Origin of the sequence: Pseudomonas germanica (genome assembly GCF_019614655.1) — a bacterium.
Classification (GTDB): domain Bacteria; phylum Pseudomonadota; class Gammaproteobacteria; order Pseudomonadales; family Pseudomonadaceae; genus Aquipseudomonas; species Aquipseudomonas neuropathica.
Genome location: NZ_CP071586.1, coordinates 2789641 through 2811091, shown reverse-complemented (window position 1 = coordinate 2811091; position 21451 = coordinate 2789641). Strand labels below are relative to the sequence as shown.

The following is a 21451-nucleotide window of genomic DNA, read 5'->3' as shown; positions in this document are numbered from 1 at the left end:
GGCCAGCGACGATTTCTGCCAACCGCTGTAAGCAGGACTAACAACATGTACAAGCGATACCCGTCGGTGCAGTCCATGAGCGCGTTTATACACGCGGCGCGCAGCGGCAGTTTCTCCAGTGCTGCGCGTAAGCTCGACCTCACGCACAGTGCGATCAGTCAGCAGATCCGCGCGCTGGAAGATTTCATCGGCCAGCCGCTGTTCGTGCGTGAAGGTGGCGGCAGCAATCTGACCGACGCCGGGCAGTTGTTTGCCAGTGTGCTGTCGGACGGTCTGGCGCAGATTGATCGGGCGATTTCGTCGGTGAAAAACCGCAGCATGGCGCAACGTTTGACCCTGGATGTCGACAGTGAACTGGCACAGAGCTGGCTCAATCCGCGCCTGCCGCAGCTGCTCGATGAGCTGCCGGATTACGAGGTGACGCTGCTGTCGATGCCGCGCAGTGATCGCAGTACGTTTGAGCGAGTGGATCTGGCGTTGCGTTATGGCTATGGCGATTGGGACGACTGCGAGATGACGCAGATTTGTGGCGATCGGGTGTTGGCGGTGGCTTCGCCCGAATTGCTGGAACGCTATGGTTTGCAGGCGCCGTTGAGTCCCGCGCAGATTCTTCAATTGCCTTTGTTGGGGTATACGCGGCGCTCGTGGATTCCATGGCTGGATGCCGCTGGGATGACACCGACCGAACCGTCGGCGCGGGTGATTTTTGATAATGCGGCGAATTTGATTGCGGCGGCTGAGGCTGGCGTTGGTGCGGGGTTGGTGCGTGGACTATTGGCTGCCGATGCCTTGCGCAGTGGGCGGTTGGTGGCGTTGAACGAGGCGCAGATTGCCGCGCATTACAATCTTTACGCGGTGTGGCCGCATGGGCAGGCTGAGCGCGTGGCGCCGGTGGTTGAAGTGATCAAGCAGTTGGCTTTGCGTACGCTTGAAATCCAGCCCTCACCCTAGCCCTCCCGAAACGTCGGACCGCCCAGAGGTAGAGGGGACTGATTGGGGGATATTGACGAATTACGCCGACTTGAAAGATCAGCCTTGAATCCATAATCGACTCGATCTTTCAGGTCGATGCATCGCGAAAAACACCTCGGTCGGCCCCCTCTCCCTACGGGCGGTCCGACGTTTCGGGAGGGCTGGGGTGAGGGTAGCTCTTGATCTGCCCATATCGCCCAAGTATCACCACCGCGCCCAATTAATATTGTACGAACCCAACCCCGCCTTCCAATACTCGCCCTCAGCAACCACCCACCCGGGCCGGATGCGAACAGGCGAGGGAATGCGCGTGTCTTGCGCATAGCAACGGCCGATTGCCCGGGACGTGGATGCCGAGAGCCGCAAGGCTCCCTTCCCCGCTATCAGGAGATCGACTGCAATGATCATCGATATCAGCTGCTATCCCACGGATCTCGTGGACCTCGCCTGGAGGCATGACGGTGACCCGTTCACCGGCGAGCGTCTGCTGGAGATGATGGATGGCCCGTACATGGTCAACGGCAAGCCGCGCCGTATCGACAAAGCCTTCATCCAGCCACCGCAGGGCAACACGATTTACACCTGGACCGACGGCGAACTCTCGGGCCGCGAATCCATCGACGCCTACATGGCCTACACCCTGAAAATGGTCCAGACCTACCCGGACCGCTTCATCGGCTGCTTCGTCTACAACCCGCGCTGCGGTGTGGAAAACGGCGTCGAGGCGATCGAGCGCTACGTCAAGGAACACGGCTTCAAGATGGTCCAGATGCAGGCCAACATGCATGCCTACCGGCCTGACCGTGCACTTGACTGGGTGCGCCCATGCTTCGAGAAATGCGCCGAGCTGGGCATTCCGGTCAAGCTGCACACGGGCGACGGGCCGTACAGCATCCCGTCGGAATGGGTGCCAATGATCAAGGAATTTCCCAACGTCAATTTCATCATGGCCCACTTCGGCGTGCAGACCGGCGGCGTCTATGTGTTCGAACCGATGCAATGGGCGATGGAGTTGCCCAACGTCTACTGCGAATCCGGCTGGTGCCTGCAATCGCGGATCGTCGAATTCGCCAAGGTCTTGCCGACGCACAAGATCCTCTTCGGCACCGACACCCCGCCGAACGAACCGGGCATGTGGCTGCGCCTGCTCGAAGTGCTTTGCCACGAGCCGCCGCAAGGCCTGAACCTCGACGAGGACACCCTCGAAGAGTATCTGGGCAACAACACCGCGCGGATGATCGGCCTTGAGCCAACCCCGCCACCGCGTTCCGTTTCCGAAGCAGAGGCGCAACTCAAGCGTCCCGTCACCACTCAACTGGCCAGGAGCTGAACCGATGATCATCGACACCCATCTGCACCCCACCAATCTGGTCGACGAGGCCTGGCGCCACACCGGCGAACCGTTCACCGGTGAGCGCATGCTCAAGTTGATGGACGGCCCGTACATGATCAACGGCAAACCGCGCCGCATCGACATGGGTTTCATCCAGCCGCCACCGGGCAACACCGGTTATCGCGACGGCAACCGCCGGGGCCGCGAGGGCGTGCGCGACTACATGTCCTACGTCGCTGAACTCTGCGTGAAGTACCCAGATCGCTTCATCGGCAACTTCAATTTCAACCCGCGCTGGGGACCGGAAAACGGTGCGGCGGAGCTGGAATTCCACATCAAGGAATACGGCTTCAAGATGCTCAAGCTGCACGCCAACATGCACGGCTATCGCCCGGATCGCGCACTCGACTGGTTGCGCCCGGCGATGAAGGTTTGCGCCAAGTACAACATCGTTGTGCTGATCCACACTGGCGACGGCCCGTACACGATTCCGACGATGTTCTACCCGATCATCCGCGAGTTCCCGATGGTCAATTTCATCATCGGCCACTTCGGCATCCAGACCGGCGGCAACTACTCGTTCGAGGCGTTCTGGATGGCCATGGACACGCCGAACGTGTACTGCGAATCGGGCTGGTGCTTCCAGTCGCGGATCGTCGAATTCGCCAAGGAACTGCCGCGCAACAAGATCGTGTTCGGCACGGATTCGCCGCCGAACGAACCGGGTATGTGGCTGCGCGAACTTGAGGTGTTGTGCTCACCGGCGCCGCAGGGTTTGGGCATCGATGAGGATCATCTCGAGGACTACTTGGGCAACAACATCGCCCGGTTGTGCGGGATCGAACCGACGCCACCGCCCAAGGATCTGGTCGAGGCCGACATACGCCTGACCACCACGTACTTGTAGCCACACACATATCCCACTGTAGGAGTGAGCCTGCTCGCAATAGCGGAGTGTCATTTAGCGGTGATAGTGACTGATACACCGCTATCGCGAGCAGGCTCACTCCTACAGGGGATCAGTGTTCAACCCAGGCACACAGCGACTTTACAGGCACGAAGATGACCCGGCGTTCGTTCGACCGGCAGGCCAACGGCTGGCCGCGCGATCGCCCTCTCACCCCTGCGTGCCTGCTTTTTACGAGGTGACACCATGACCCGTTCGACGCTCGGCGATTCTCAGGACTTTCACGTGTTCATCGACACCTATCGCCGTGAGTACCCGGACGATGTGCTGACTGTCACCCCAGCGATTTCCGCCGATCAGGACGTCACCGCCCTGGTCGATGCCCTCGCCGCCCAAGGCCGCGATCCACTGCTGATCTGCGAACACGTCGGCAACCTCGGTGTGCCGGTGGCGACCAATCTGTTTGCATCCCGTACCCGCATTGCCCGGCTGTTCGGCGTCAATGCGGCGCAACTGCACGAAACCTTCCAGACCCGCGCCAACCAGCCCATCGCACCACGCTATGTGGAGAGCGGTCCGATCCTCGATGAGGTCTTCGAAGGCGAAGCGCTGGACCTGGCGCTGCTGCCGATGCTCAAGCATTTCGCCAGCGATCGCGGCCCATACATCACTAACGCAATCATCATCGCCGAAGACCCGCTGACCGGCATCGCCAACATGAGCTATCACCGCTCGATGCGCCACGCCCGCCAAGCGCTTGCGACCAGTCTGCATTCACGCGGGCACCTGTGGCGAATGTTGCAGACCGCTCGCGAGCGTGGCGAAGAGTTGCGCGTGGCAATGGTCGTCGGTGCGCATCCGTTGTTCATGCTCGCCGCTGCTGCGCGCTTGCCTTATGGCGCCGATGAGCGTGCCGTCGCTGGCGGGCTGTTCGGCGCGCCGCTGGAACTGGTGAAAACCCCACGCTACGGCATCGGTGTGCCGGCGTATGCCGAGTTTGTTCTGGAAGGCGCGATTGACCCGGCGGCGTATGCCGAGGAAGGTCCGTTCGGTGAATTCAGCGGTTACTCCTCGGATCGTTCGACCAACAACGTGCTGCGCGTGGATACGCTGTTAAAGCGCAAAGACGCTTGGCTGGTCGACGTCATGGGCGGCCGCTACGCCGAACACCTGACCCTTGCCCGCCTGCCGCGCGAAGCGGAAATGAGCGAGAAGCTGAAAGCGCGGTTCCCCGCGGTCACTGCCGTGCATTACCCCAATTCCGGCACGCATTTTCACTGCTACGTCGCGCTGGACCAAAGCCGTGACGGCGAGGCGCGGCAGATCATGCTGGCGCTGCTCGGCTGGGATCCGTACCTGAAAACAGTGATCGCAGTGGACAGCGATATCGACATCAGCGATGACAGCCAGGTGTTGTGGGCACTGGCCACGCACTTCCAGCCGCACCTGGATATTTTCACTATTGATGGTTTGCCGGGCAGTCCGCTCGATCCTTCATCGTCGGTCAATGGCACCACGTCGCGGATGGGCCTGGATGCCACACGCGGTTCGGGTTTTGACGGGATCAAGGCGCAGCTCGATCAGGAAGTTCTGGAGCGCGCGCGGGTTTTGCTCAAAGGTCTGCAATCGTGAACCGGCAACGGCTGGTGGTCGGCATCAGCGGTGCGTCCGGGTTTATCTATGGCGTGCGACTCCTGCAATTGCTCGCCGAGTTGAACATCGAAAGCCACCTGATCGTCAGCCGCGCCGCGCTGCTGACCATGGCCCACGAAACCGACTACAAACTCGCCGACGTCACTGCGCTGGCCAGTCATTACCACCGCGCCGATGACGTCGCCGCCGGGATCGCCAGCGGATCGTTTCGCTGCCTCGGGATGGTGGTTGCGCCGTGCTCGATGAGGACGTTGGCGGAGATTGCCACCGGCACGTCCTCGGGGCTGATCGGTCGTGCCGCTGACGTCACGCTGAAGGAGCGCCGCACGCTGGTGTTGATGGCCCGGGAAACGCCGCTGACCCTCGCCCATTTGCGCAACATGACCGCCGTCACCGAGATGGGCGGGATCATCGCCCCGCCGGTGCCCGCCTTCTACGCCCGCCCGGAGAACCTGGCGCAAATGGTCGACCACAGCCTCGGCCGCGTGCTCGACCTGTTTGGTCTCGATGCGGGCGTTGCCACCCGCTGGCAAGAACACCAAAAACCCTGTGGGAGCGAGCTTGCTCGCGAATGCGATGGATCAGTCGCCATCACTGCTAAATGACACACCGCCTTCGCGAGCAGGCTCGCTCCCACAATGAAGCAGCATCACCCGAATTCAGTGTGCACCGGTCAATCAAAGGAGCCTCACCATGAACACCCCATTCAACGCCCCAACCCGCAACACGAAAATCCCCGTGACCATCCTCACCGGCTTCCTCGGCGCGGGTAAAACCACCCTGCTCAATTACATCCTCAAGGAAAACCACGGCCGCAAGATCGCCGTGATCGAAAACGAGTTCGGCGAAGTCGGTATCGACGGCGACCTCGTCCTCAGCTCCGAGACCGAAGAAATCTACGAGATGGTCAACGGCTGCGTGTGCTGCACTGCCGAGGTTCGTGAGGACCTGGTGCGCATCGTCCGCGAACTGGTGGCGCGGCCGGTGCGCCTCGATCACATCCTCATCGAAACCAGTGGCCTGGCCGATCCGTATCCGGTGGCACAGAGCTTCTTCATCAATGACCCGATCGCCGAAGAAGTCGAACTCGACGCGATCGTAACCATGGTCGACGCCAAACACATCGCTCAGCATCTGGAGGATCTGCAACTCGATGGCGTCGACAATCAGGCGGTGGATCAGATTGTCTGCGCCGACCGGATCGTCATCAACAAGGTCGATCTGGTCAGCAGCGACGAGGTGGACGTTCTGCGCGGCAAGATCCGTGGCTTGAACGCCACAGCGGATCTGGTGACCTCGACCCATGCACAAATCGACCTGACAAAAATCCTCGGCATCGGCGCATTCGAATGCACGCAGAAGCTCATGGAAATCGGTGCTGAACCTGAGCACCACGACCACCACGATCATCATCACGAAGCGCCCGATCACGAACACGATCCAAGCGTGTCATCGGTGGGCATCGCCGTGGACGGCGAGGTCAATCTGATGGCGTTCCACCGCTGGATCAGCGGACTGCGCTCTTCCCAGGCCGACAACCTGTACCGCATGAAAGGCGTGCTCGCCGTCGCCAACGAAGACCAGCGCTACGTGCTGCAAGGCGTGCACAGCCTGGTGGAATTCCGCGCCTCGACCGCGTGGGGCACGGAGCCCCGCTCGAGCAAGATCGTATTCATCGGCCGCGACCTCGACCGCGCGGCGCTGAACCAGGGCTTCGCCGCCTGCCTAGCAGGCTGAAACAAGGCATCGGAGCCGGTGGATGGCGGCTTCGGGCACATGTGTACGAATGACTGATGCCAGTTTTTACACAACACAAAACTTGTGGGAGCTGGCTTGCCAGCGATAGCGGACTGTCAGTTTATAAAAATGATGACTGCTAAATCGCCATCGCTGGCAAGCCAGCTCCCACAGGGTTCCACTGTGTTCTTGAGCTGATCGGCATCAGACGAATACCCCTCTCTACCGCATAAAAACAGCCAGAGGTGTTTCCCCATGTCGTCAGCCCCATCTCCAACGCAATCCGCCGCCACCGTGCATCCCGTGGACCGCATTTTACCGGTGCGACAGATGCTCACCCTCGGCCTGCAACACATGGCCGTGTCGTACATCGGCGCCATTGCCGTGCCGTTGATTGTCGCCAGTGCCTTGAAAATGTCCCATGCCGACACGGTGGTGCTGATCAGCACCACGCTGTTCTGTTCAGGCATTGCCACCCTGTTGCAAACCGTCGGTTTCTGGAAATTCGGCGTGCGCCTGCCAATTCTGCAAGGCGTGGCGTTCAGTAGCGTCGGCCCCGTGATCGCCATCGGCAGCAACCCGGAGGTGGGCTTTGCCGGGGTCTGCGGGGCGGTGATCGGCGCGGGGATTTTCACCATGCTGATAGCGCCGTTCGTGGGTCGATTGCGGCGATTTTTTCCGCCGGTGGTGACCGGTTGCATCGTCACCGTGATCGGCTTGCAGCTGTTCCCGATTGCCTATGAATGGGTCGGAGGTGGGCGCAACGCGAGCAACTTCGGCGCCCCGGCGTTTCTCGGTGTGGCGGTGGTGGTGTTGCTGACGATTCTGCTGGTCAACCGCTACGGCAGCCCGCTACTGCGCAACATGGCGGTGTTGATCGGCATGCTGATCGGTGCAGGCCTCGCGTATGGCCTCGGCATGGGCAGCTTTCACAGCGTCGAAGAGGCGCCGTGGCTAACCGTTCCCTATCCGTTCTATTTCGGTCTGCCGACTTTCAGCCTGATCCCCATCGCGACCATGGTGGTGGTGATGATCGTGCAGATGGTCGAGTCGATGGGGCTGTTCGTGGCCATCGGCGACATCGTCGAAAAACCGGTGGAAGACAAACAGGTCATCAATGGCCTGCGCGCCAACGGCCTGGCCAGCACCATCGCCGGGATGTTCGCCGCGTTTCCGTTTATCGCCTTCATGGAAAACGTCGGCCTGGTGATCCTCACCGGCGTGCGCAGCCGTTGGGTGGTCGCGGTCAGCGGTTTGCTGATGTGCTCGATTGCCTTGGTGCCAAAGGCCGGCGCGATCATCGCCTCGATGCCGACCGCTGCCCTCGGTGGCGCTGGCATCGCCATGTTCGGCGTGGTCGCAGCGGCAGGCATTCAGACCCTCGCCAAAGTCGACTACGAGCGCAATCGCTACAACGTGCTGATCGTCGGTTTCACCATCGCCGCCGCGCTGGTACCGGTGCTCGCGCCAACCCTGTTCAAACAACTTCCCGAGTGGTCGCAGCCGTTCCTACACAGCAGCGTGGTCATCGCCTGCCTGGTGTCGGTGCTGCTCAACGCCGCGCTGAATGGCGTCAGCGTGCCGGAAACCACCGCCAACAAATCCGCCTCGCACATCCTTTAGTTTGGAGCTGCCCATGACTCAACTTCAGAACATCCTGATCAAGAACCCGGTTGCGGTGATGACCGGCCTGCGCGGCCCCAGCGCGCGGGCCGGCGCCGTGGACATCCGCGTGGTCAACGGGCGCATCGCCGCGATGGCCGCCGACCTGCAAGCACAACCCGGTGAACGGGTGATCGACGCGCGAAACTGCGTGGTCTATCCGGGCTGGATCAACACTCACCACCATCTGTTCCAGAACCTGCTCAAAGCCGTACCCGCAGGCTTGAATCAGGATCTGCAAGGCTGGCTGGCCAGCGTGCCCTACCCGCGTCTGAACCGGTTTACCCCGCAACTGGCGCGAATCGCTGCACGGCTGGGCATGGTCGAATTGTTGCTGTCTGGCGTGACGACGTGCGCTGATCACCATTATCTCTACCACGCCCACGGCAGCACCGAGACCGGTGATCTGCTGTTCGATCTGGCGGATGAGTTTGGCCTGCGCTTTGTCCTGTGCCGTGGCGGCGCGCTGGAATCGGCCAGCGCCCATCCGGGCTTCTCGAAAACCGCGCTGCAACCGGAAAGCCTTGAGCAAATGGTCGGCGATATAGAACGGTTGAAATCGCTGTACCACCAGGACACCCCGGACGCGATGCGCCGCGTGGTGGTCGCCCCGACTACACCGACGTTCTCGCTGCCACCGACGCTGCTGCGCGAACTGGCGCACACCGCCCGTGGCCTCGGCTTGCGCCTGCACACGCACTTGTCGGAGACACAGAACTACGTGAATTTCTGCCGCGACAAGTACAACTGCCTGCCGGTGGAATTCGTCGCTGAACACGAGTGGCTCGGCCCGGACGTCTGGTTCGCCCACGCCGTACACCTGCAACCCGGCGAAATCCGCATGCTCGCGCAGACCGGCACTGGCGTCTCCCACTGCCCGGTGAGCAACGCTCGGCTGGGCAGCGGCGTGGCGCCTGTGCCGCAGATGTATGAGGCCGGCGTGCCGGTTTCCCTGGGGGTGGATGGCGTAGCCTCGAACGAGTCCGGAAGCATGGTCGGCGAAGCCAACACCGCATGGCTGATCCACCGCGCTGAACAAGGCGCCTCGGCGACCACGGCGGAAGATGTCATCCACTGGGGCACGGCAGGCGGCGCGCAAGTCCTCGGACTCGACGCAGTTGGCACACTTGAAGTCGGTCAGGCGGCAGATCTGGTGATCTACAGCCTCGACCACCCGCGGTTCTATGGCTTCCACGACAGCGCCGTCGCGCCCGTGGTGGCGGGTGAGCCGATTAGCGTCAAATACAGTCTGGTCGGCGGCCGCGTGGTCGTGGAGAACGGCGTGATTCCGGGCCTGGACATTGAACGCATGCGCGCCGAAGCGTGGGAAGGTGTGCAGCAACTGATGGACGTCGACGACTAACCTCGCCCCCCCTGTAGGAGCTGCCGCAGGCTGCGATCTTTTGATCTTGTCTTTTAAAAAACAAAGTCAAAAGATCGCAGCCTGCGGCAGCTCCTACATCCGGCGTGTGGATTAGCGCGTCTTGGCTTTCTCGACTAACGTTATTACCTCATCGGATAGAGTCCCTGCCCCCAACACCCGGCTCTTTTTCAAGGAGAGACTGATGACGTCGCGTCGCAACATCGAACAGACCTACCGTACTTGGTCCAGCCCGATTCTGCTGGAGCTGAAAAAGCGTGAGCACCAAATGGCGCCGGTCGAGCGCCAGGCACTTGAGAATGTTCTGGTGGAAAGAAGGTTGCTGGACATCGGCGGCCCGGAGGGTATTGAACGTCGTCGCAACAGCGGTGGCTGATACTGCGCTTTCGCGAGCAGGCTCGCTCCTACAGGGTTTTGGGTAACTCACAAAGCTTGTGTTCACCCGCAATCACTGTGGGAGCGAGCCTGCTCGCGAAGAGGCCCATGTAGACGCCTCCATCATTTGGGCCGACGCACCGCCCTCACCCGGCCACTGTCGCCACCACCGCAATAGAATCGATCGGCCCCGTCGGCTTCCAGCCCCGAAACACCCGAGCCCTCGGGCATCTTCAACGCCGCGATGACTTCACCGTTCTGCGCATCGATATGCCGCAGTTCACTCTCATCCCCTTCCCAAGTGCCATGCCACAACCCGCCATCCACCCAGGTCACCCCGGTGACAAAACGGTTCGACTCCAGCGTGCGCAGGATCTTGCCGGTCTGCGGATTGATCTGATGAATCTTGCGCTCGCGATACTGCCCCACCCATAACGAGCCGTCCGCCCAGGCCATGCCTGAATCACCGCCATTGCCCGGTGCCGGGATGGTATGGAGCACGCGGCCGGTGGCTGGATCGATCTTGTGGATGTGGCGATCGGCGATCTGATACAGATGTTGGCCATCGAACGCGGTGCCACCATCAGCGCCAACCTTGATCGTGCGCACGGTTTCGCCGCTGACCGGGTCGAGTGCATTGAGCTGGCCGTCGCTGGCGAACCAGACCTGCTGGCCATCGAAGGTCACGCCGTGAACGCCTTTGATGTCGTCAAAAGGACCGTACTCGCGAAGGATTTCTGCGTTTGCCTGTTTCATGTCGGCTTCCTCATGGATGTGTGGGTCCAGCCTAACCATTGCCCAACGACACCGGGAGTAACAAGATCGTCGCGAAACCCGTTAGCGGTGGCGTCATCCAGCGCCGCGCCCGGCCCACGCCAAAAGCCTGCACCTTGTCCTCCACTGCCAGCGCCTCCAGTGCCCGCTGCACCTGTCGCTGGCTGCGCCCCAACGCCAGCGCCAAGGCTGAACTCGACCAGGCCTCACCGTCAGCCAGCAAGGCCAACAACTGTGCCTGTCTGTCTTCAATCGGCAGCGTGAGCAACGCCACATCGGCCGCTACCAGTGCAAAGCCGCGCGAAGTGGCGGTGATATTCGCCAACGGTTGCAACGCTGATCGCAGCCGACCGATTTCGACACGCAACCGAGCGCGGTGGCTTTCATCACTGAGCTGCAGGCGGAATGCCGTCGCAATCAGTTGCTCCCGAGACACATCGCCCGGCCAGGCTTGCGCAAGCAATCGGGCAAGGTTGAACAGCACCGGCCGGGTTGCCAGTGCCACGGTCATCCCGGCTCCGCGCACGCTGTAGCGCGTGGCATCGATCACCAGGCTTGACGACGCGAACAACGCTTCAACCTGCGCCAGATTCACCGCTTGCGCGTGCCCCGCGCTGGTCAACCGCGCGGCCGGCGCATTGAGGACTCGTATGGCATGATCGACCTCTGCCATCAGGCTCGCGATGCCCGCTTGTTGTGCCGCTAGCTGCGCCCGGGCAAGTGCGGCGCTGGCCTTGTGCGCCTGTACCCGGCGCAGGGCAATCCCGGCGGCCGTCAGTTCATGGGCGGCATGCAGCGCCGGCGGCAATGGTGCGCGGTCCACTTCGGCAAGCAGCGCTTCGGCCGCATCCAGTTCACCAATCAGCAGCAGGCGGCGAATCTGCAAGTATCGCGCGTGCGCTGCGTTCAACCGGTCACCGTGGCTGAGCAGTAATTGCCGGGCGGTCTCCAGCGCCTTCACCGGCCAGCCCAGGTTCCGCGTCGCCAGCGCCACTTCCGCCTCGGCCACCACGCAACGCGCCCGCGACAGCGGTTCGTTGCTGCCAAAGGCTTTCACCGCGCGCTGCAACAACGCTTTGGCGCGGGGCAGATCACCGAGCTGGGCCATGGCAATGCCACGTAACGCCAGCGCAGGCGGGTCTTCACGCAAAGCAACGTAGTTCAACGCACCCAGCGGATCACCAGCGCTCAGCGCCCGACCAGCGGCAGTAATCAACGAGTCCATGGTGAATTCATCCCGGCAGACACCTCGGTACAGTGCTTTGAGATCGAGTTTAATGCAGGGGTTCAAGCGTGTTTAAAATCCCTTGATAGCACTTTGGTATTGCTGCACCATCAGCCAAGCTTTTCCACGGAAGGAGTCAGGCATGCTGGACGCAAACGCTACCCACATTACCTTTTCCCTTGAAGGCAGTTCCAGCGACCTGCAGGTGCTGAGCTTTGTTGGTCGTGAAGCCATCAACCAGCCCTTCCGTTTCGACCTCGAAATGATCAGCGCGCGCCCCGACCTCAAACTCGAAGAGCTGCTGCACAAGCCCGGCGTCCTGACCTTCGGCCCCACCGGTGCAGGCAAGATCCACGGCCTGGTCTATCGCATCGAGCAAGGCGATTCCGGCAAGACCCTGACCCGTTACAGCCTCAGCCTGGTACCACAACTGGCCTACCTGCGGCACAACCATGATCAGCAGATCTTCCAGCAACTGACCGTGCCGAAGATCATCGCCCAGGTCCTGGAAGATCGCGGCATTCTTGCCGACGCCTACAGCTTCCAGCTCAACGCCGAGTACCCTCAACGCGACTACTGCGTGCAGTACGACGAATCCGACCTGCATTTCATCCAGCGCCTTTGCGAGGAAGAAGGCATTCACTTCCACTTCCAGCACAGCAGCAGCGGCCACAAACTGGTGTTCGGCGACGACCAGACCGTGTTCCGTAAGCTGAAACCGGTGAGCTACCAGCAAGACTCCGGCATGGCCGCCGACAAACCGGTGATCAAGCGTTTCAACCTGCGTCTGGAAACCCGCACCACCCGCGTCAGCCGCCGCGACTACGACTTCGAAAAACCGCAGATCCTCCCCGAAGGCACGGCGAAAAGCACCTTTGCCCCGGACCTCGAAGACTACGACTACCCCGGCCGCTTCACCACCCGCGAGCGCGGCAAGTTCCTTTCCACCCGCGCCCTCGAACGCCATCGCAGCGACTACAAACTCGCCGAAGGCAAAGGTGACGAACCGACGCTGACCAGTGGCCATTTCCTCACGCTCGCCGAACACCCGCGCCCCGAATGGAACGACCTGTGGCTGCTGCTGGAAGTCTTCCACGAAGGCAAACAACCGCAAGTCCTCGGCGAAAACGTCACCAGCGACGTCACCGACAACAAAAGCGATTTCCACCAGGGCTACCGCAACAGCTTCCTAGCCACCCCGTGGGATGCGCACTACCGCCCTGCCCTTGAACACCCGAAACCAAAAGTCCTCGGCAGCCAGACCGCCGTCGTCACCGGCCCTTCAGGCGAAGAAATCCACTGCGACCAGTACGGCCGCATCAAGGTGCAATTCCACTGGGACCGCGACGGTCAGTCCAACGACAAAACCACCTGCTGGATGCGCGTCGCCAGCGGCTGGGCCGGCGCGGCTTACGGCGGCATCGCCATCCCGCGCATCGGCATGGAAGTCCTTGTCACCTTCCTCGAAGGCGATCCCGACCAGCCGCTGGTCACCGGTTGCCTGTACCACAAGGAAAACGTCGTCCCCTACGACCTGCCGGCAAACAAGACCCGCAGCACCTTCAAAACCCTGAGTTCACCGGGCGGCAAGGGCTACAACGAATTCCGTATCGAAGACAAGAAAGGCGTCGAGCAGATCTACATCCACGCCCAACGCGATTTGGACGAGAACATTGAGCACGATCAGAAGATTCGCGTCGGCAATGAACGGCACGACACCGTTGAAACCAACGCCCTCAGCGAGTTCAAAGTTGAAGAACACCGGATCACCAGTCTCGATCGCAAGACCGAAGCGCGGGCCGATGACCATTTGACCGTCGGTGCCACCCGGCACTTGAAGGTCGGCACTGCACTGTTTGTTGAAGCCGGGTCCGAAATCCACTATTACGCCGGTGACAAAGTGGTAGTCGAGGGAGGCATGGAACTTACCGCCAAGGCTGGCGGCAGTTTTGTCAAAGTCGATGTCGGTGGCGTGACCATCAGCGGTACGCAAGTGAAAACCAACTCCGGCGGATCTCCGGGATCAGGAACCGGCATCGCAATCAAACTGCCGATCGCATTGACACCCGCAGATGCCGACACGGCCGGCAAAACCCTCAGTGCAGCCCCCATCAATGCACCACCAACAGCGGCACCGCTTGCAGCACCAACATCGGCGACCACTGCAGACTTCCGGCTCGTACAGCAAAACATGCAGGCGCAAACATTGGTGACCGCCTCAGAAACCGGCAAGGCCTTCTGCCAGATCTGCAACCAATGAGCCAGTTTCGTCCCAGCCTTAACGAATGGTTGACCGCCGAACTCTGGCCCCTGGGTTCGCGCCCGGGCGCCGCCAAGGTCTACGCCTTGCTCGACGGCGCCCGCGACCCACGCATCGAACCGCTGGTGCGGACCAGCGGCGCTGAATTCTCCTGCCTGTACGCAGGCGAACTCGCCCCTAACCTGTCGGCGGCCGCACCTTATCTGCTGCACCTGGATCCGCAGCAGGCCTACACCTGGCGATTATTGGAAGACAGTTGGGGACAGAGTTGGGGCATTTTCGTCATCGCCCCTGCGCAGGTTTCCCTGGACGAATTACGCGGCCACTTTCGCACGTTGCTGCGTGTAAGTGACCCGGATGGCAACCTGCTGGTGTTCCGCTTCTACGACCCCAGAGTCCTGCGCGTTTACCTGCCGACCTGCACGCCCCCGGAGCGCGCTGCAATATTCGGCCCGGCGAGCAAGCTGATCGCCGAAACCAGAACTGGCCAGTCATTGATTGTTTACCCGGCAGATCCTGCGGGCGGCCCGGCGGCGCGGGTCAGTGGCTGGCCCTCGGCGCAAGCGCTGGGCTGAGTCTGCGGTTCTTCAGACTGGAGAAATCGTTGCCAGCAAGCCGATCAAAATAGTGAGAACCAGAAAACCACCCAGGAAAATCGCCATCTTGTTCATGTTGCTCTCCTCAATGCTCAGCTTGCGGTGCACCGGATGCTTCGGGATGAAGGCTTGTCGCGAGTGACCGAACTGTGGGGCTATTTTGAGCGGATGACTGAACCGGTAACAGAGGCAGATCCAGCGAAAAAATACGGATCAGATGCGCATCTGATCCGCTTGAGCCATTGGCCGACATTCAGATCGCCGCACAAGGGTTCACTTTCCGAGCGATTGAACTAGAGTCATTGCCGTCGCGAGTACAACAACAAAAATCCCGGAGTGAACATGACTGACCTGAACCTGCAACCCAGCGTCGCCGAATCCCTGAAGCAGTGGCACGAAATGATCCGCACCGGCAACCTCAGCGCCCTGCCCGGTCTGCTTGATCCGCAAGCCGTGTTCCGCTCGCCGATGGCCCACACGCCTTATCCGGGCGCACCGGTGGTGTCGATGATTCTCAACACCGTATTCGAGGTGTTTGAGGATTTCCGCTATCACCGTGAACTGGCGACTGCCGATGGCCTGAATGTGATTCTGGAGTTCAGCGCCAAGGTGGGTTCGAAGGAGCTGAAAGGTATCGACATGATTCGCTTTGATGAAAGAGGGAAGATTGTCGAGTTTGAAGTGATGGTGCGGCCACTTAGTGGATTGCAGGCCTTGGGCGAAGAGATGGGGCGGCGACTCGGCGCTTATCTGGCGTCCGCCAAAGCCATGTAGGAGCTGCCGCAGGCTGCGATCTGTTGATCTTGATCTTTCAAAAGCAAGATCAAAAGATCGCAGCCTCGTTTCACTCGACAGCTCCTACAAAACGCTTTGCCACAAAAAAGCCCACTGACCGTCGCCGGTTCAGTGGGCTTTGTGCGTCTGGCGTCTAGTTACAGCGCCATGTCACGTGCAGCGTTTTCCTTCGGAGCTTCAGCTTTTTCAGCTGCAGGTGCGGCCGGGGCAGCAGCCTGACCGATCACTGGAGGTGTCGGCAGTTCGAGGATCTTGGCGGTGTAAGCCCACTCTGCAGCCACTTTGGCTGGATCGTTGTTCAGCTGAGTGCCGTAGCTTGGAACGATCTGGTGCAGCTTGGTTTGCCACTCTGGGGTCGCGACTTTGTCTTTGAAGACTTTCTGCAGCACGCTCAGCATGATCGGTGCAGCGGTCGACGCGCCTGGCGATGCGCCCAACAGGCCGGCGATGGAGCCGTCTTGTGCAGCAACGATTTCGGTGCCCAGTTTCAGCACGCCACCAGCGGCTTCATCACGCTTGATGATTTGCACGCGTTGGCCGGCTTGCCACAGGCGCCAGTCTTCGGCTTTGGCGTTCGGGAAGTATTCCTTCAGCGCGTTCAGACGGTCTTCATCCGACAGCATCAGTTGGCCAGCCAGGTACTCGACCAGCGGGTATTCCTTGATGCCGACCTTGGTCATAGGCCAGATGTTGTGGGTGGTGGTGCTGGTCAGCAGGTCCAGGTACGAGCCTTCCTTCAGGAACTTGGTGCTGAAGGTCGCGAACGGGCCAAACAGGATGACGCGCTTGCCGTCCAGGACACGGGTGTCCAGGTGCGGAACGGACATCGGTGGTGCGCCAACCGATGCTTTACCGTAGGCCTTGGCCAAGTGCTGTTCAGCGATGGCCGGGTTATCGGTCACCAGGAACGAACCACCAACCGGGAAGCCAGCGTATTCCTTGGCTTCAGGAATACCCGACTTCTGCAGCAGGTGCAGTGCACCGCCGCCCGCGCCGATGAAGACGAACTTGGCGTCGGTTTCGGTTTTGGTGCCGTCTTTCAGGTTTTTGTAGCTGACGCGCCAAGTGCCGTCGGCATTCTTGGTGATGTCCTGGACTTCGCTCGACAGTTTCAGATCGAAGTTAGGCTTGGTCTGCAGGTACGTCGCGAACTGGCGGGTGATTTCGCCGAAGTTCATGTCGGTACCCAGCGGGCTCCAGGTGGCCGCGATTTTCTGGTTCGGGTCACGCCCTTCCATCATCAGCGGGACCCACTTCTTGATCACAGCCGGATCTTCGGAGTACTGCATGCCGGCGAACAGCGGGCTCGCTTGCAGGGCTTCGTAGCGCTTTTTCAGGAACTTGATGTTGTCATCGCCCCACACGAAGCTCATGTGCGGCGTGGTGTTGATGAACGAGCGAGGGTTCTTCAGAACGCCTTGCTGAACCTGCCAGGCCCAGAACTGACGGGAGACCTGGAACGCTTCGTTGATCTCGACGGCTTTCGGGATCGTCACGTTGCCTTTGTCGTCTTCCGGGGTGTAGTTCAGCTCAGCGAGCGCCGAGTGACCGGTACCGGCGTTGTTCCAGCCGTTGGAGCTTTCCAGGGCGACGCCGTCGAGGCGCTCGACCATTTCCATCGACCAGCTTGGCTCCAGCTCATTGATCCACACACCGAGGGTGGTGCTCATGATGCCGCCGCCGATCAGCAGGACGTCGACTTTCTTTGCTTCGTCAGCATTGGCGGATGTCATCCCCATCGCCAAAGCCAGACCCAGCAGGGCTGTGTTCACTTTCTTAAACATCTGTTGCACCTATGATAAAACGCCTTCCGCCCGCCGCTGTTATCTGTATGCGATCCGCTTTGATGACGCTCAGGCTAGCGTCGCAGATTCCGGCACACTTCAATTTTGACGGGTGGGCACACAAGGCCGACATGCTGCATCGACCTCAGTTAATGTCCCTTCTGAACTGACTTCTTATCATTATTGGCTCAGCTACTTGAGCGACAGGGATTCCGTCGGCCCGCCCGAAGGCAGGCAAACCGAATAAGGTCAAACCAAGTTGGCGCGAAGAATATCACGTCAGGGCAAACCCGCGCGTCTGTTCCCGACTTGAGAGTCTTTTTCCACTCAGGGACTTATCGGCCGCCAGTCGCTGAACATGACCCTCTGATGAGTGCGTCGACGCAAACCATCCTGCATTCAAGTGTAGTTGCCCAGAGATTGAGCACTTTTGGGCAGTGCCTTGCTCAAGCATTATCTGCTACGTTGTACGACGACTGACAAATTAGTCGTCAACCCCATAACAACAAGGAAACAACCTCAATGACCAAGACCCGACTCCTGATCGGCTTTCTCTGTGCCTTCAACGGTTACGCGATGGCCGCCTCTGCCCCGGCGGAAAAAGACGTTGCCCAAGCGGTGGACCATCTGACCCAGGCGATGCTGCACAAGGACATCGCCGAACTGAACGCGCTCACCGCGCCCAACCTGACTTATGGCCATTCCAGCGGCAAGATCCAGGACAAGAAGGAGTTCATCGCCGACATCGAAACCGGCAAGAGCGCGTTCAAGACCCTGGAAATGCAGAACCAGACCATCACCCTGTCCGGCGACACCGCGCTGGTCCGCCACCACTTTTCCGCGCAGGCGTTGAAGGGAACCGAGGTGGTGCCGACCGAGATCGAAAACTTTCAGATCTGGCAGAAGCAGGACGGCAAGTGGTTGTTGGTGGGGCGGCAGGCGTTCAAGTTTTGATCGGGGTTAATTGACTCTGAATAGATGTTGACTGGGCTGACGTCTTCGCGAGCAGGCTCGCTCCCACAAGGGAACGCACTCCAAAGGTGGGAGCGAGCCTGCTCGCGAAAGCGGCAGCCCAGGCACTACAAATCTTCCTGGTCACAACCGAAACCGATCCACCGACTGCGCCAACTGCCCCGCCAGGCTCGACAACTCATCGGTGGTATTCGCCGTTTGCCCGATCACCCGGCTGTTGCCTTCGGACATCCCGGCAATCATTTCCACCTGATGGGCGATCTCGTTACTGGCCTGGCTTTGCTCGCCAATCGTGCGAGTGATGTCGTTGACCAGTTGCGTCGTGCTCAACGTCGCCTCGAGAATTTCGCGGATGGCCCGCTCGACATCCGCCGTCACCGCCATGCCCTTGTCGACCTGCGCGACACCCGCCTCCATGCTGCTGACCGCCTCGCGGGTGCTGTGCTGAATGCGCGCGACCATCGCGGCGATTTCCTGGGTAGAAGCGCTGGTGCGTGCCGCCAGACTACGCACTTCATCCGCCACCACCGCAAACCCCCTTCCCTGCTCGCCGGCCCGAGCCGCTTCAATGGCGGCGTTGAGCGCCAGCAGATTGGTCTGGTCGGCAATGCTCTTGATCACCTGAATGATGTTGAAAATGGCTTCGGATTCCTGATCCAGCGTGCGGATCACCTGCGCCGACTGTTGTGCTGATCGGGCGATATCGTCCATGTCGCTGACCACTTGATGAATGACACCGCCGCCCTCCTTGGCCAGGGTTTCGGCCTGACTGGCCATGCTCAGGGCTCGTTCGGCGTGGCGGGTGATTTCCTCGATGCTCGCGGTCATCTGGCTGGCGGCAGCGGCCATGGTGCCGGCAGCGACGCTTTGTTGCTGACTGCTGTCGGCGACCTGATGGCAGCCGTGGCTGAGTTGTTCGCTCATGCCACTGACGCCGTGAGCATTGCGCCGCACCACATCGATCATGTTGCGCAAGTCGCGCTGCATGGTTGCCAGTGTGCGTATCAGAGTACTGGCTTCGTCCTTGCCGGATGGCTCGGCGATCGGCTCGCTGAGGTTGCCGTGGGCGATGCTTTCGGCGATGCGGCTGGCAGTCTTCAACGGCGCCATGATGCTCAGAATGACCCAGCGCCCCTGTATCAAGAGCAACACAAGACTGGCGATCAACACCACGCCGAGCGCGATGTTGGCGCTGCGGATGGCTGACTCGGTGCCTGCGCTGGTCTGCCGCGTATTGGACTCGATCAACTCGCTCAACGCGGCCATTTGTTCTTCAAGCTGGCCAAACGCTGTGTTGAAGGTGCCCAGTTCCTGTTGAGCCGTATCAGGGTTTTCCAGCGCCAGCCCGACAATCCGTTCACCCGCGTTGATGTAGGTATCGAGGCTCGGTTTTATCTGCTCCAGCGCCGTGCGCAATGCCGGATTGATCGGCAATTTGAGGTTTTCCTCGAGCACCTCATGAAAATGCCCGGCATGCTCGTTGATCGAATCGCGTACCTCGCTTGCCGTGCTGGTGCTTTTGCCCAGCCCGACCAGCATCGCCGAGTAGACATCGGCGCGCAGGGCGTCGTGCATCATGTCGGCTTCCATGTGGTTGCGCAGCGCGCTCATGCTGACCGCGTTATCGCTGACCGCCGAGGCCATCCGCTGATTGCCGACATAACTGACCAGACTCACTATCAAGGCTGTCAGCAGACTTGTCACAATCAGCAACACTAAACGCAGTTTGATCGACACCGGATTTTCCTCTCTCGTTACGCCCGTAAGCGCTTGTCAGCCTTCAGTTAAGCCTATTTGCGCAGGTCTGCCGCGCCAGAGCGTGTCAGCCGGTGTCGGCGTGCTGGCCAAAGGCAGCAAAACTTTCGGATTGCGCGGCAAGTCTCACTTTTCAACGCGCACGGCCAACGCCTTCATCACCGGTTAATGCCGGCAGGCTATTGAGTCCGTCGTTCTGAATTCTCATGCAGCAAAAGGAAACGCTATGAAACGCGCATTGTGGTTGGGTTTGCTCGGCACGTTCGCCATCGGTACCGCACACGCGGCGACGGAAAAAGTCGCGATCAATCTGGTCAGCGCTGACGGCGCGCCGCAGGCGATCGGCTCGGTCACCATCAGTGAAACGGCGTATGGCCTGTTGTTCACGCCTGACTTGAAATCTCTGCCGGCCGGCGTGCACGGTTTCCACGTGCATGAAAACGCCAGCTGCGAGGCCGGCATGAAGGATGGCGTGAAAGGCGCCGCACTGGCGGCGGGCGGGCATTTCGATCCGCAAAAAACCGCCAAGCACCTCGGCCCTTACGCCGACGGCCATTTGGGTGATCTTCCGGCGGTTTACGTGACGGCGAACGGCATCGCCAACTACCCGGTATTGGCGCCGCGCCTGAAAAAGATCTCCGAGATCAAGGGCCACGCCCTGATGATCCACGCCGGCGGCGACAACCACGCCGATATGCCCAAACCACTGGGCGGTGGCGGTGATCGTATGGCCTGCGGGGTGATCTGACTCATTCCAGCGTGAAAGACGGGCAACCCGCCATGGCGTTGCCCGCGTCTGTTTTGCAATAACGCAGACTTTGCTGCGCCACGGAACTCCCGCCGCGCGCGCCCCTCTCACATTATGTAATCCTTCCCTTTTTGCTTCGCGCTTGTGGAGGAACACCGTCATGCGCAAGTTAGTGCTCGTTTCTTCTTTACTCCTATGCCTGCCCGTTGGTTCCGCTCTGGCCAAAGTCGATGCCGGAGATGTCGCCACTTCGGCCGGTGTCTCCGCGTCGCTGTACTCGACCTTCAAGGATCACAAAATGGTGATTCCGGCCCGTGACGACTTGTCTGCATTTGTCGCCAGTGGCGGGGCCATTCGTGGGGTTTATCTTGAATCGGTGCTGCAACAGGCTCGCCAGGAAAATCCTGGACTCAATGCCAGTGATGAAGATCTGGCCAACGCGATTCTGGTGCATTACGAAGGCTTGAATCAGTAGCCGTCACGGAAAACGCAGCCGATGGATGGCTGCTGAAGGCGCATAGG

Annotated in this window: 19 protein-coding genes and 1 pseudogene; 15 read left to right on the top strand and 5 right to left on the bottom strand. The window is 60.5% G+C overall.

Annotated features, from left to right (window positions below):
• The first annotated feature begins 45 nt into the window (after window positions 1–45).
• The 9 genes from J0G10_RS12535 to J0G10_RS12495 all read left to right on the top strand — a co-directional run bounded on the left by J0G10_RS12535 (window position 46) and on the right by J0G10_RS12495 (window position 10021).
• Window positions 46–951 carry a LysR substrate-binding domain-containing protein gene (locus J0G10_RS12535; protein ID WP_095126646.1) on the top strand — a complete coding sequence of 302 codons (906 nt, stop codon included), beginning with the start codon at window positions 46–48 and terminating at the stop codon, window positions 949–951.
• A 421-nt stretch (window positions 952–1372) separates the two neighbouring features.
• The gene (locus J0G10_RS12530; RefSeq protein WP_007965237.1) at window positions 1373–2302 is read left to right on the top strand and encodes an amidohydrolase family protein; all 930 of its coding nucleotides are present in this window, start codon (window positions 1373–1375) and stop codon (window positions 2300–2302) included.
• A gap of 4 nt (window positions 2303–2306) precedes the next feature.
• The gene (locus J0G10_RS12525; protein ID WP_003224037.1) at window positions 2307–3212 is read left to right on the top strand and encodes an amidohydrolase family protein; all 906 of its coding nucleotides are present in this window, start codon (window positions 2307–2309) and stop codon (window positions 3210–3212) included.
• A 246-nt stretch (window positions 3213–3458) separates the two neighbouring features.
• Window positions 3459–4844 (top strand): UbiD family decarboxylase, encoded by a 1386-nt coding sequence (locus tag J0G10_RS12520; RefSeq protein WP_220558579.1) that lies wholly within the window; start codon window positions 3459–3461, stop codon window positions 4842–4844.
• Complete coding sequence (locus tag J0G10_RS12515; protein WP_095047477.1) at window positions 4841–5470, top strand: UbiX family flavin prenyltransferase; 630 nt, start codon at window positions 4841–4843, stop codon at window positions 5468–5470. Before J0G10_RS12520 ends, J0G10_RS12515 begins: the two co-directional genes overlap by 4 nt.
• An 88-nt stretch (window positions 5471–5558) precedes the next feature.
• Complete coding sequence (locus tag J0G10_RS12510; RefSeq protein WP_095047478.1) at window positions 5559–6602, top strand: CobW family GTP-binding protein; 1044 nt, start codon at window positions 5559–5561, stop codon at window positions 6600–6602.
• Between the two features lie 255 nt (window positions 6603–6857).
• The gene (locus tag J0G10_RS12505) at window positions 6858–8225 is read left to right on the top strand and encodes a nucleobase:cation symporter-2 family protein (RefSeq protein ID WP_095126642.1); all 1368 of its coding nucleotides are present in this window, start codon (window positions 6858–6860) and stop codon (window positions 8223–8225) included.
• Window positions 8226–8238: 13 nt separating this feature from the next.
• Complete coding sequence (locus tag J0G10_RS12500; RefSeq protein WP_220558578.1) at window positions 8239–9627, top strand: amidohydrolase family protein; 1389 nt, start codon at window positions 8239–8241, stop codon at window positions 9625–9627.
• Window positions 9628–9829: 202 nt separating this feature from the next.
• On the top strand, window positions 9830–10021 hold the full coding sequence (locus J0G10_RS12495) for a hypothetical protein (RefSeq protein WP_095047481.1): 192 nt from the start codon (window positions 9830–9832) through the stop codon (window positions 10019–10021).
• Between the two features lie 122 nt (window positions 10022–10143).
• On the opposite strand, the gene J0G10_RS12490 is transcribed toward J0G10_RS12495, so the two are convergent.
• Complete coding sequence (locus J0G10_RS12490; RefSeq protein WP_095047482.1) at window positions 10144–10776, bottom strand: Vgb family protein; 633 nt, start codon at window positions 10774–10776, stop codon at window positions 10144–10146.
• Between the two features lie 31 nt (window positions 10777–10807).
• Window positions 10808–12019, bottom strand: coding sequence for a helix-turn-helix domain-containing protein (locus J0G10_RS12485; protein WP_095047483.1), 1212 nt, complete (start codon window positions 12017–12019; stop codon window positions 10808–10810).
• Window positions 12020–12161: 142 nt separating this feature from the next.
• Here J0G10_RS12485 and J0G10_RS12480 point away from each other — a divergent pair, with 142 nt between their 5' ends.
• The 3 genes from J0G10_RS12480 to J0G10_RS12470 all read left to right on the top strand — a co-directional run bounded on the left by J0G10_RS12480 (window position 12162) and on the right by J0G10_RS12470 (window position 15649).
• Window positions 12162–14279 carry a type VI secretion system Vgr family protein gene (locus J0G10_RS12480; protein WP_245398040.1) on the top strand — a complete coding sequence of 706 codons (2118 nt, stop codon included), beginning with the start codon at window positions 12162–12164 and terminating at the stop codon, window positions 14277–14279.
• Window positions 14276–14854 carry a DUF4123 domain-containing protein gene (locus J0G10_RS12475; protein ID WP_220558577.1) on the top strand — a complete coding sequence of 193 codons (579 nt, stop codon included), beginning with the start codon at window positions 14276–14278 and terminating at the stop codon, window positions 14852–14854. The genes J0G10_RS12480 and J0G10_RS12475 overlap by 4 nt, the downstream gene beginning before the upstream one ends.
• A 363-nt stretch (window positions 14855–15217) precedes the next feature.
• A complete protein-coding gene (locus J0G10_RS12470; RefSeq protein WP_095047485.1) occupies window positions 15218–15649 on the top strand; it encodes a nuclear transport factor 2 family protein in 432 nt (143 codons plus the stop codon).
• Window positions 15650–15807: 158 nt separating this feature from the next.
• Here J0G10_RS12470 and mqo read toward each other — a convergent pair whose 3' ends face one another.
• On the bottom strand, window positions 15808–17454 hold the full coding sequence (gene mqo / locus J0G10_RS12465) for a malate dehydrogenase (quinone) (RefSeq protein WP_095047486.1): 1647 nt from the start codon (window positions 17452–17454) through the stop codon (window positions 15808–15810).
• A gap of 522 nt (window positions 17455–17976) precedes the next feature.
• On the opposite strand from mqo, the gene J0G10_RS12460 reads away from it, so the two are divergent.
• The gene (locus J0G10_RS12460; RefSeq protein ID WP_038369331.1) at window positions 17977–18408 is read left to right on the top strand and encodes a nuclear transport factor 2 family protein; all 432 of its coding nucleotides are present in this window, start codon (window positions 17977–17979) and stop codon (window positions 18406–18408) included.
• Between the two features lie 141 nt (window positions 18409–18549).
• Here the strand turns inward: J0G10_RS12460 and J0G10_RS30295 are convergent, their stop codons facing one another.
• The gene (locus J0G10_RS30295; protein WP_371850956.1) at window positions 18550–19275 is read right to left on the bottom strand and encodes a methyl-accepting chemotaxis protein; all 726 of its coding nucleotides are present in this window, start codon (window positions 19273–19275) and stop codon (window positions 18550–18552) included.
• A gap of 132 nt (window positions 19276–19407) precedes the next feature.
• Window positions 19408–20163, bottom strand: a pseudogene (locus J0G10_RS30290) (MCP four helix bundle domain-containing protein); the annotation flags it as partial.
• Between the two features lie 244 nt (window positions 20164–20407).
• On the opposite strand from J0G10_RS30290, the gene sodC reads away from it, so the two are divergent.
• Both sodC and J0G10_RS12445 read left to right on the top strand, forming a co-directional pair.
• Window positions 20408–20929, top strand: a complete 522-nt coding sequence (gene sodC, locus J0G10_RS12450) for a superoxide dismutase family protein (protein WP_220558575.1) — start codon at window positions 20408–20410, stop codon at window positions 20927–20929.
• 160 nt (window positions 20930–21089) lie between these two features.
• Complete coding sequence (locus J0G10_RS12445; RefSeq protein WP_095047491.1) at window positions 21090–21404, top strand: DUF2388 domain-containing protein; 315 nt, start codon at window positions 21090–21092, stop codon at window positions 21402–21404.
• Window positions 21405–21451 lie beyond the last annotated feature (47 nt).

Excerpts from the sequence above, each read along its gene's own strand:
- J0G10_RS12535 (WP_095126646.1), top strand. The coding sequence starts at position 46 with ATGTACAAGCGATACCCGTCGGTGCAGTCCATGAGCGCGTTTATACAC.
- J0G10_RS12530 (WP_007965237.1), top strand. The coding sequence starts at position 1,373 with ATGATCATCGATATCAGCTGCTATCCCACGGATCTCGTGGACCTCGCC.
- J0G10_RS12525 (WP_003224037.1), top strand. The coding sequence starts at position 2,307 with ATGATCATCGACACCCATCTGCACCCCACCAATCTGGTCGACGAGGCC.
- J0G10_RS12520 (WP_220558579.1), top strand. The coding sequence starts at position 3,459 with ATGACCCGTTCGACGCTCGGCGATTCTCAGGACTTTCACGTGTTCATC.
- J0G10_RS12510 (WP_095047478.1), top strand. The coding sequence starts at position 5,559 with ATGAACACCCCATTCAACGCCCCAACCCGCAACACGAAAATCCCCGTG.
- J0G10_RS12505 (WP_095126642.1), top strand. The coding sequence starts at position 6,858 with ATGTCGTCAGCCCCATCTCCAACGCAATCCGCCGCCACCGTGCATCCC.
- J0G10_RS12500 (WP_220558578.1), top strand. The coding sequence starts at position 8,239 with ATGACTCAACTTCAGAACATCCTGATCAAGAACCCGGTTGCGGTGATG.
- J0G10_RS12495 (WP_095047481.1), top strand. The coding sequence starts at position 9,830 with ATGACGTCGCGTCGCAACATCGAACAGACCTACCGTACTTGGTCCAGC.
- J0G10_RS12490 (WP_095047482.1), bottom strand. The coding sequence starts at position 10,776 with ATGAAACAGGCAAACGCAGAAATCCTTCGCGAGTACGGTCCTTTTGAC.
- J0G10_RS12485 (WP_095047483.1), bottom strand. The coding sequence starts at position 12,019 with ATGGACTCGTTGATTACTGCCGCTGGTCGGGCGCTGAGCGCTGGTGAT.
- J0G10_RS12480 (WP_245398040.1), top strand. The coding sequence starts at position 12,162 with ATGCTGGACGCAAACGCTACCCACATTACCTTTTCCCTTGAAGGCAGT.
- J0G10_RS12475 (WP_220558577.1), top strand. The coding sequence starts at position 14,276 with ATGAGCCAGTTTCGTCCCAGCCTTAACGAATGGTTGACCGCCGAACTC.
- J0G10_RS12470 (WP_095047485.1), top strand. The coding sequence starts at position 15,218 with ATGACTGACCTGAACCTGCAACCCAGCGTCGCCGAATCCCTGAAGCAG.
- mqo (WP_095047486.1), bottom strand. The coding sequence starts at position 17,454 with ATGTTTAAGAAAGTGAACACAGCCCTGCTGGGTCTGGCTTTGGCGATG.
- J0G10_RS12460 (WP_038369331.1), top strand. The coding sequence starts at position 17,977 with ATGACCAAGACCCGACTCCTGATCGGCTTTCTCTGTGCCTTCAACGGT.
- J0G10_RS30295 (WP_371850956.1), bottom strand. The coding sequence starts at position 19,275 with ATGGCCGCTGCCGCCAGCCAGATGACCGCGAGCATCGAGGAAATCACC.
- sodC (WP_220558575.1), top strand. The coding sequence starts at position 20,408 with ATGAAACGCGCATTGTGGTTGGGTTTGCTCGGCACGTTCGCCATCGGT.
- J0G10_RS12445 (WP_095047491.1), top strand. The coding sequence starts at position 21,090 with ATGCGCAAGTTAGTGCTCGTTTCTTCTTTACTCCTATGCCTGCCCGTT.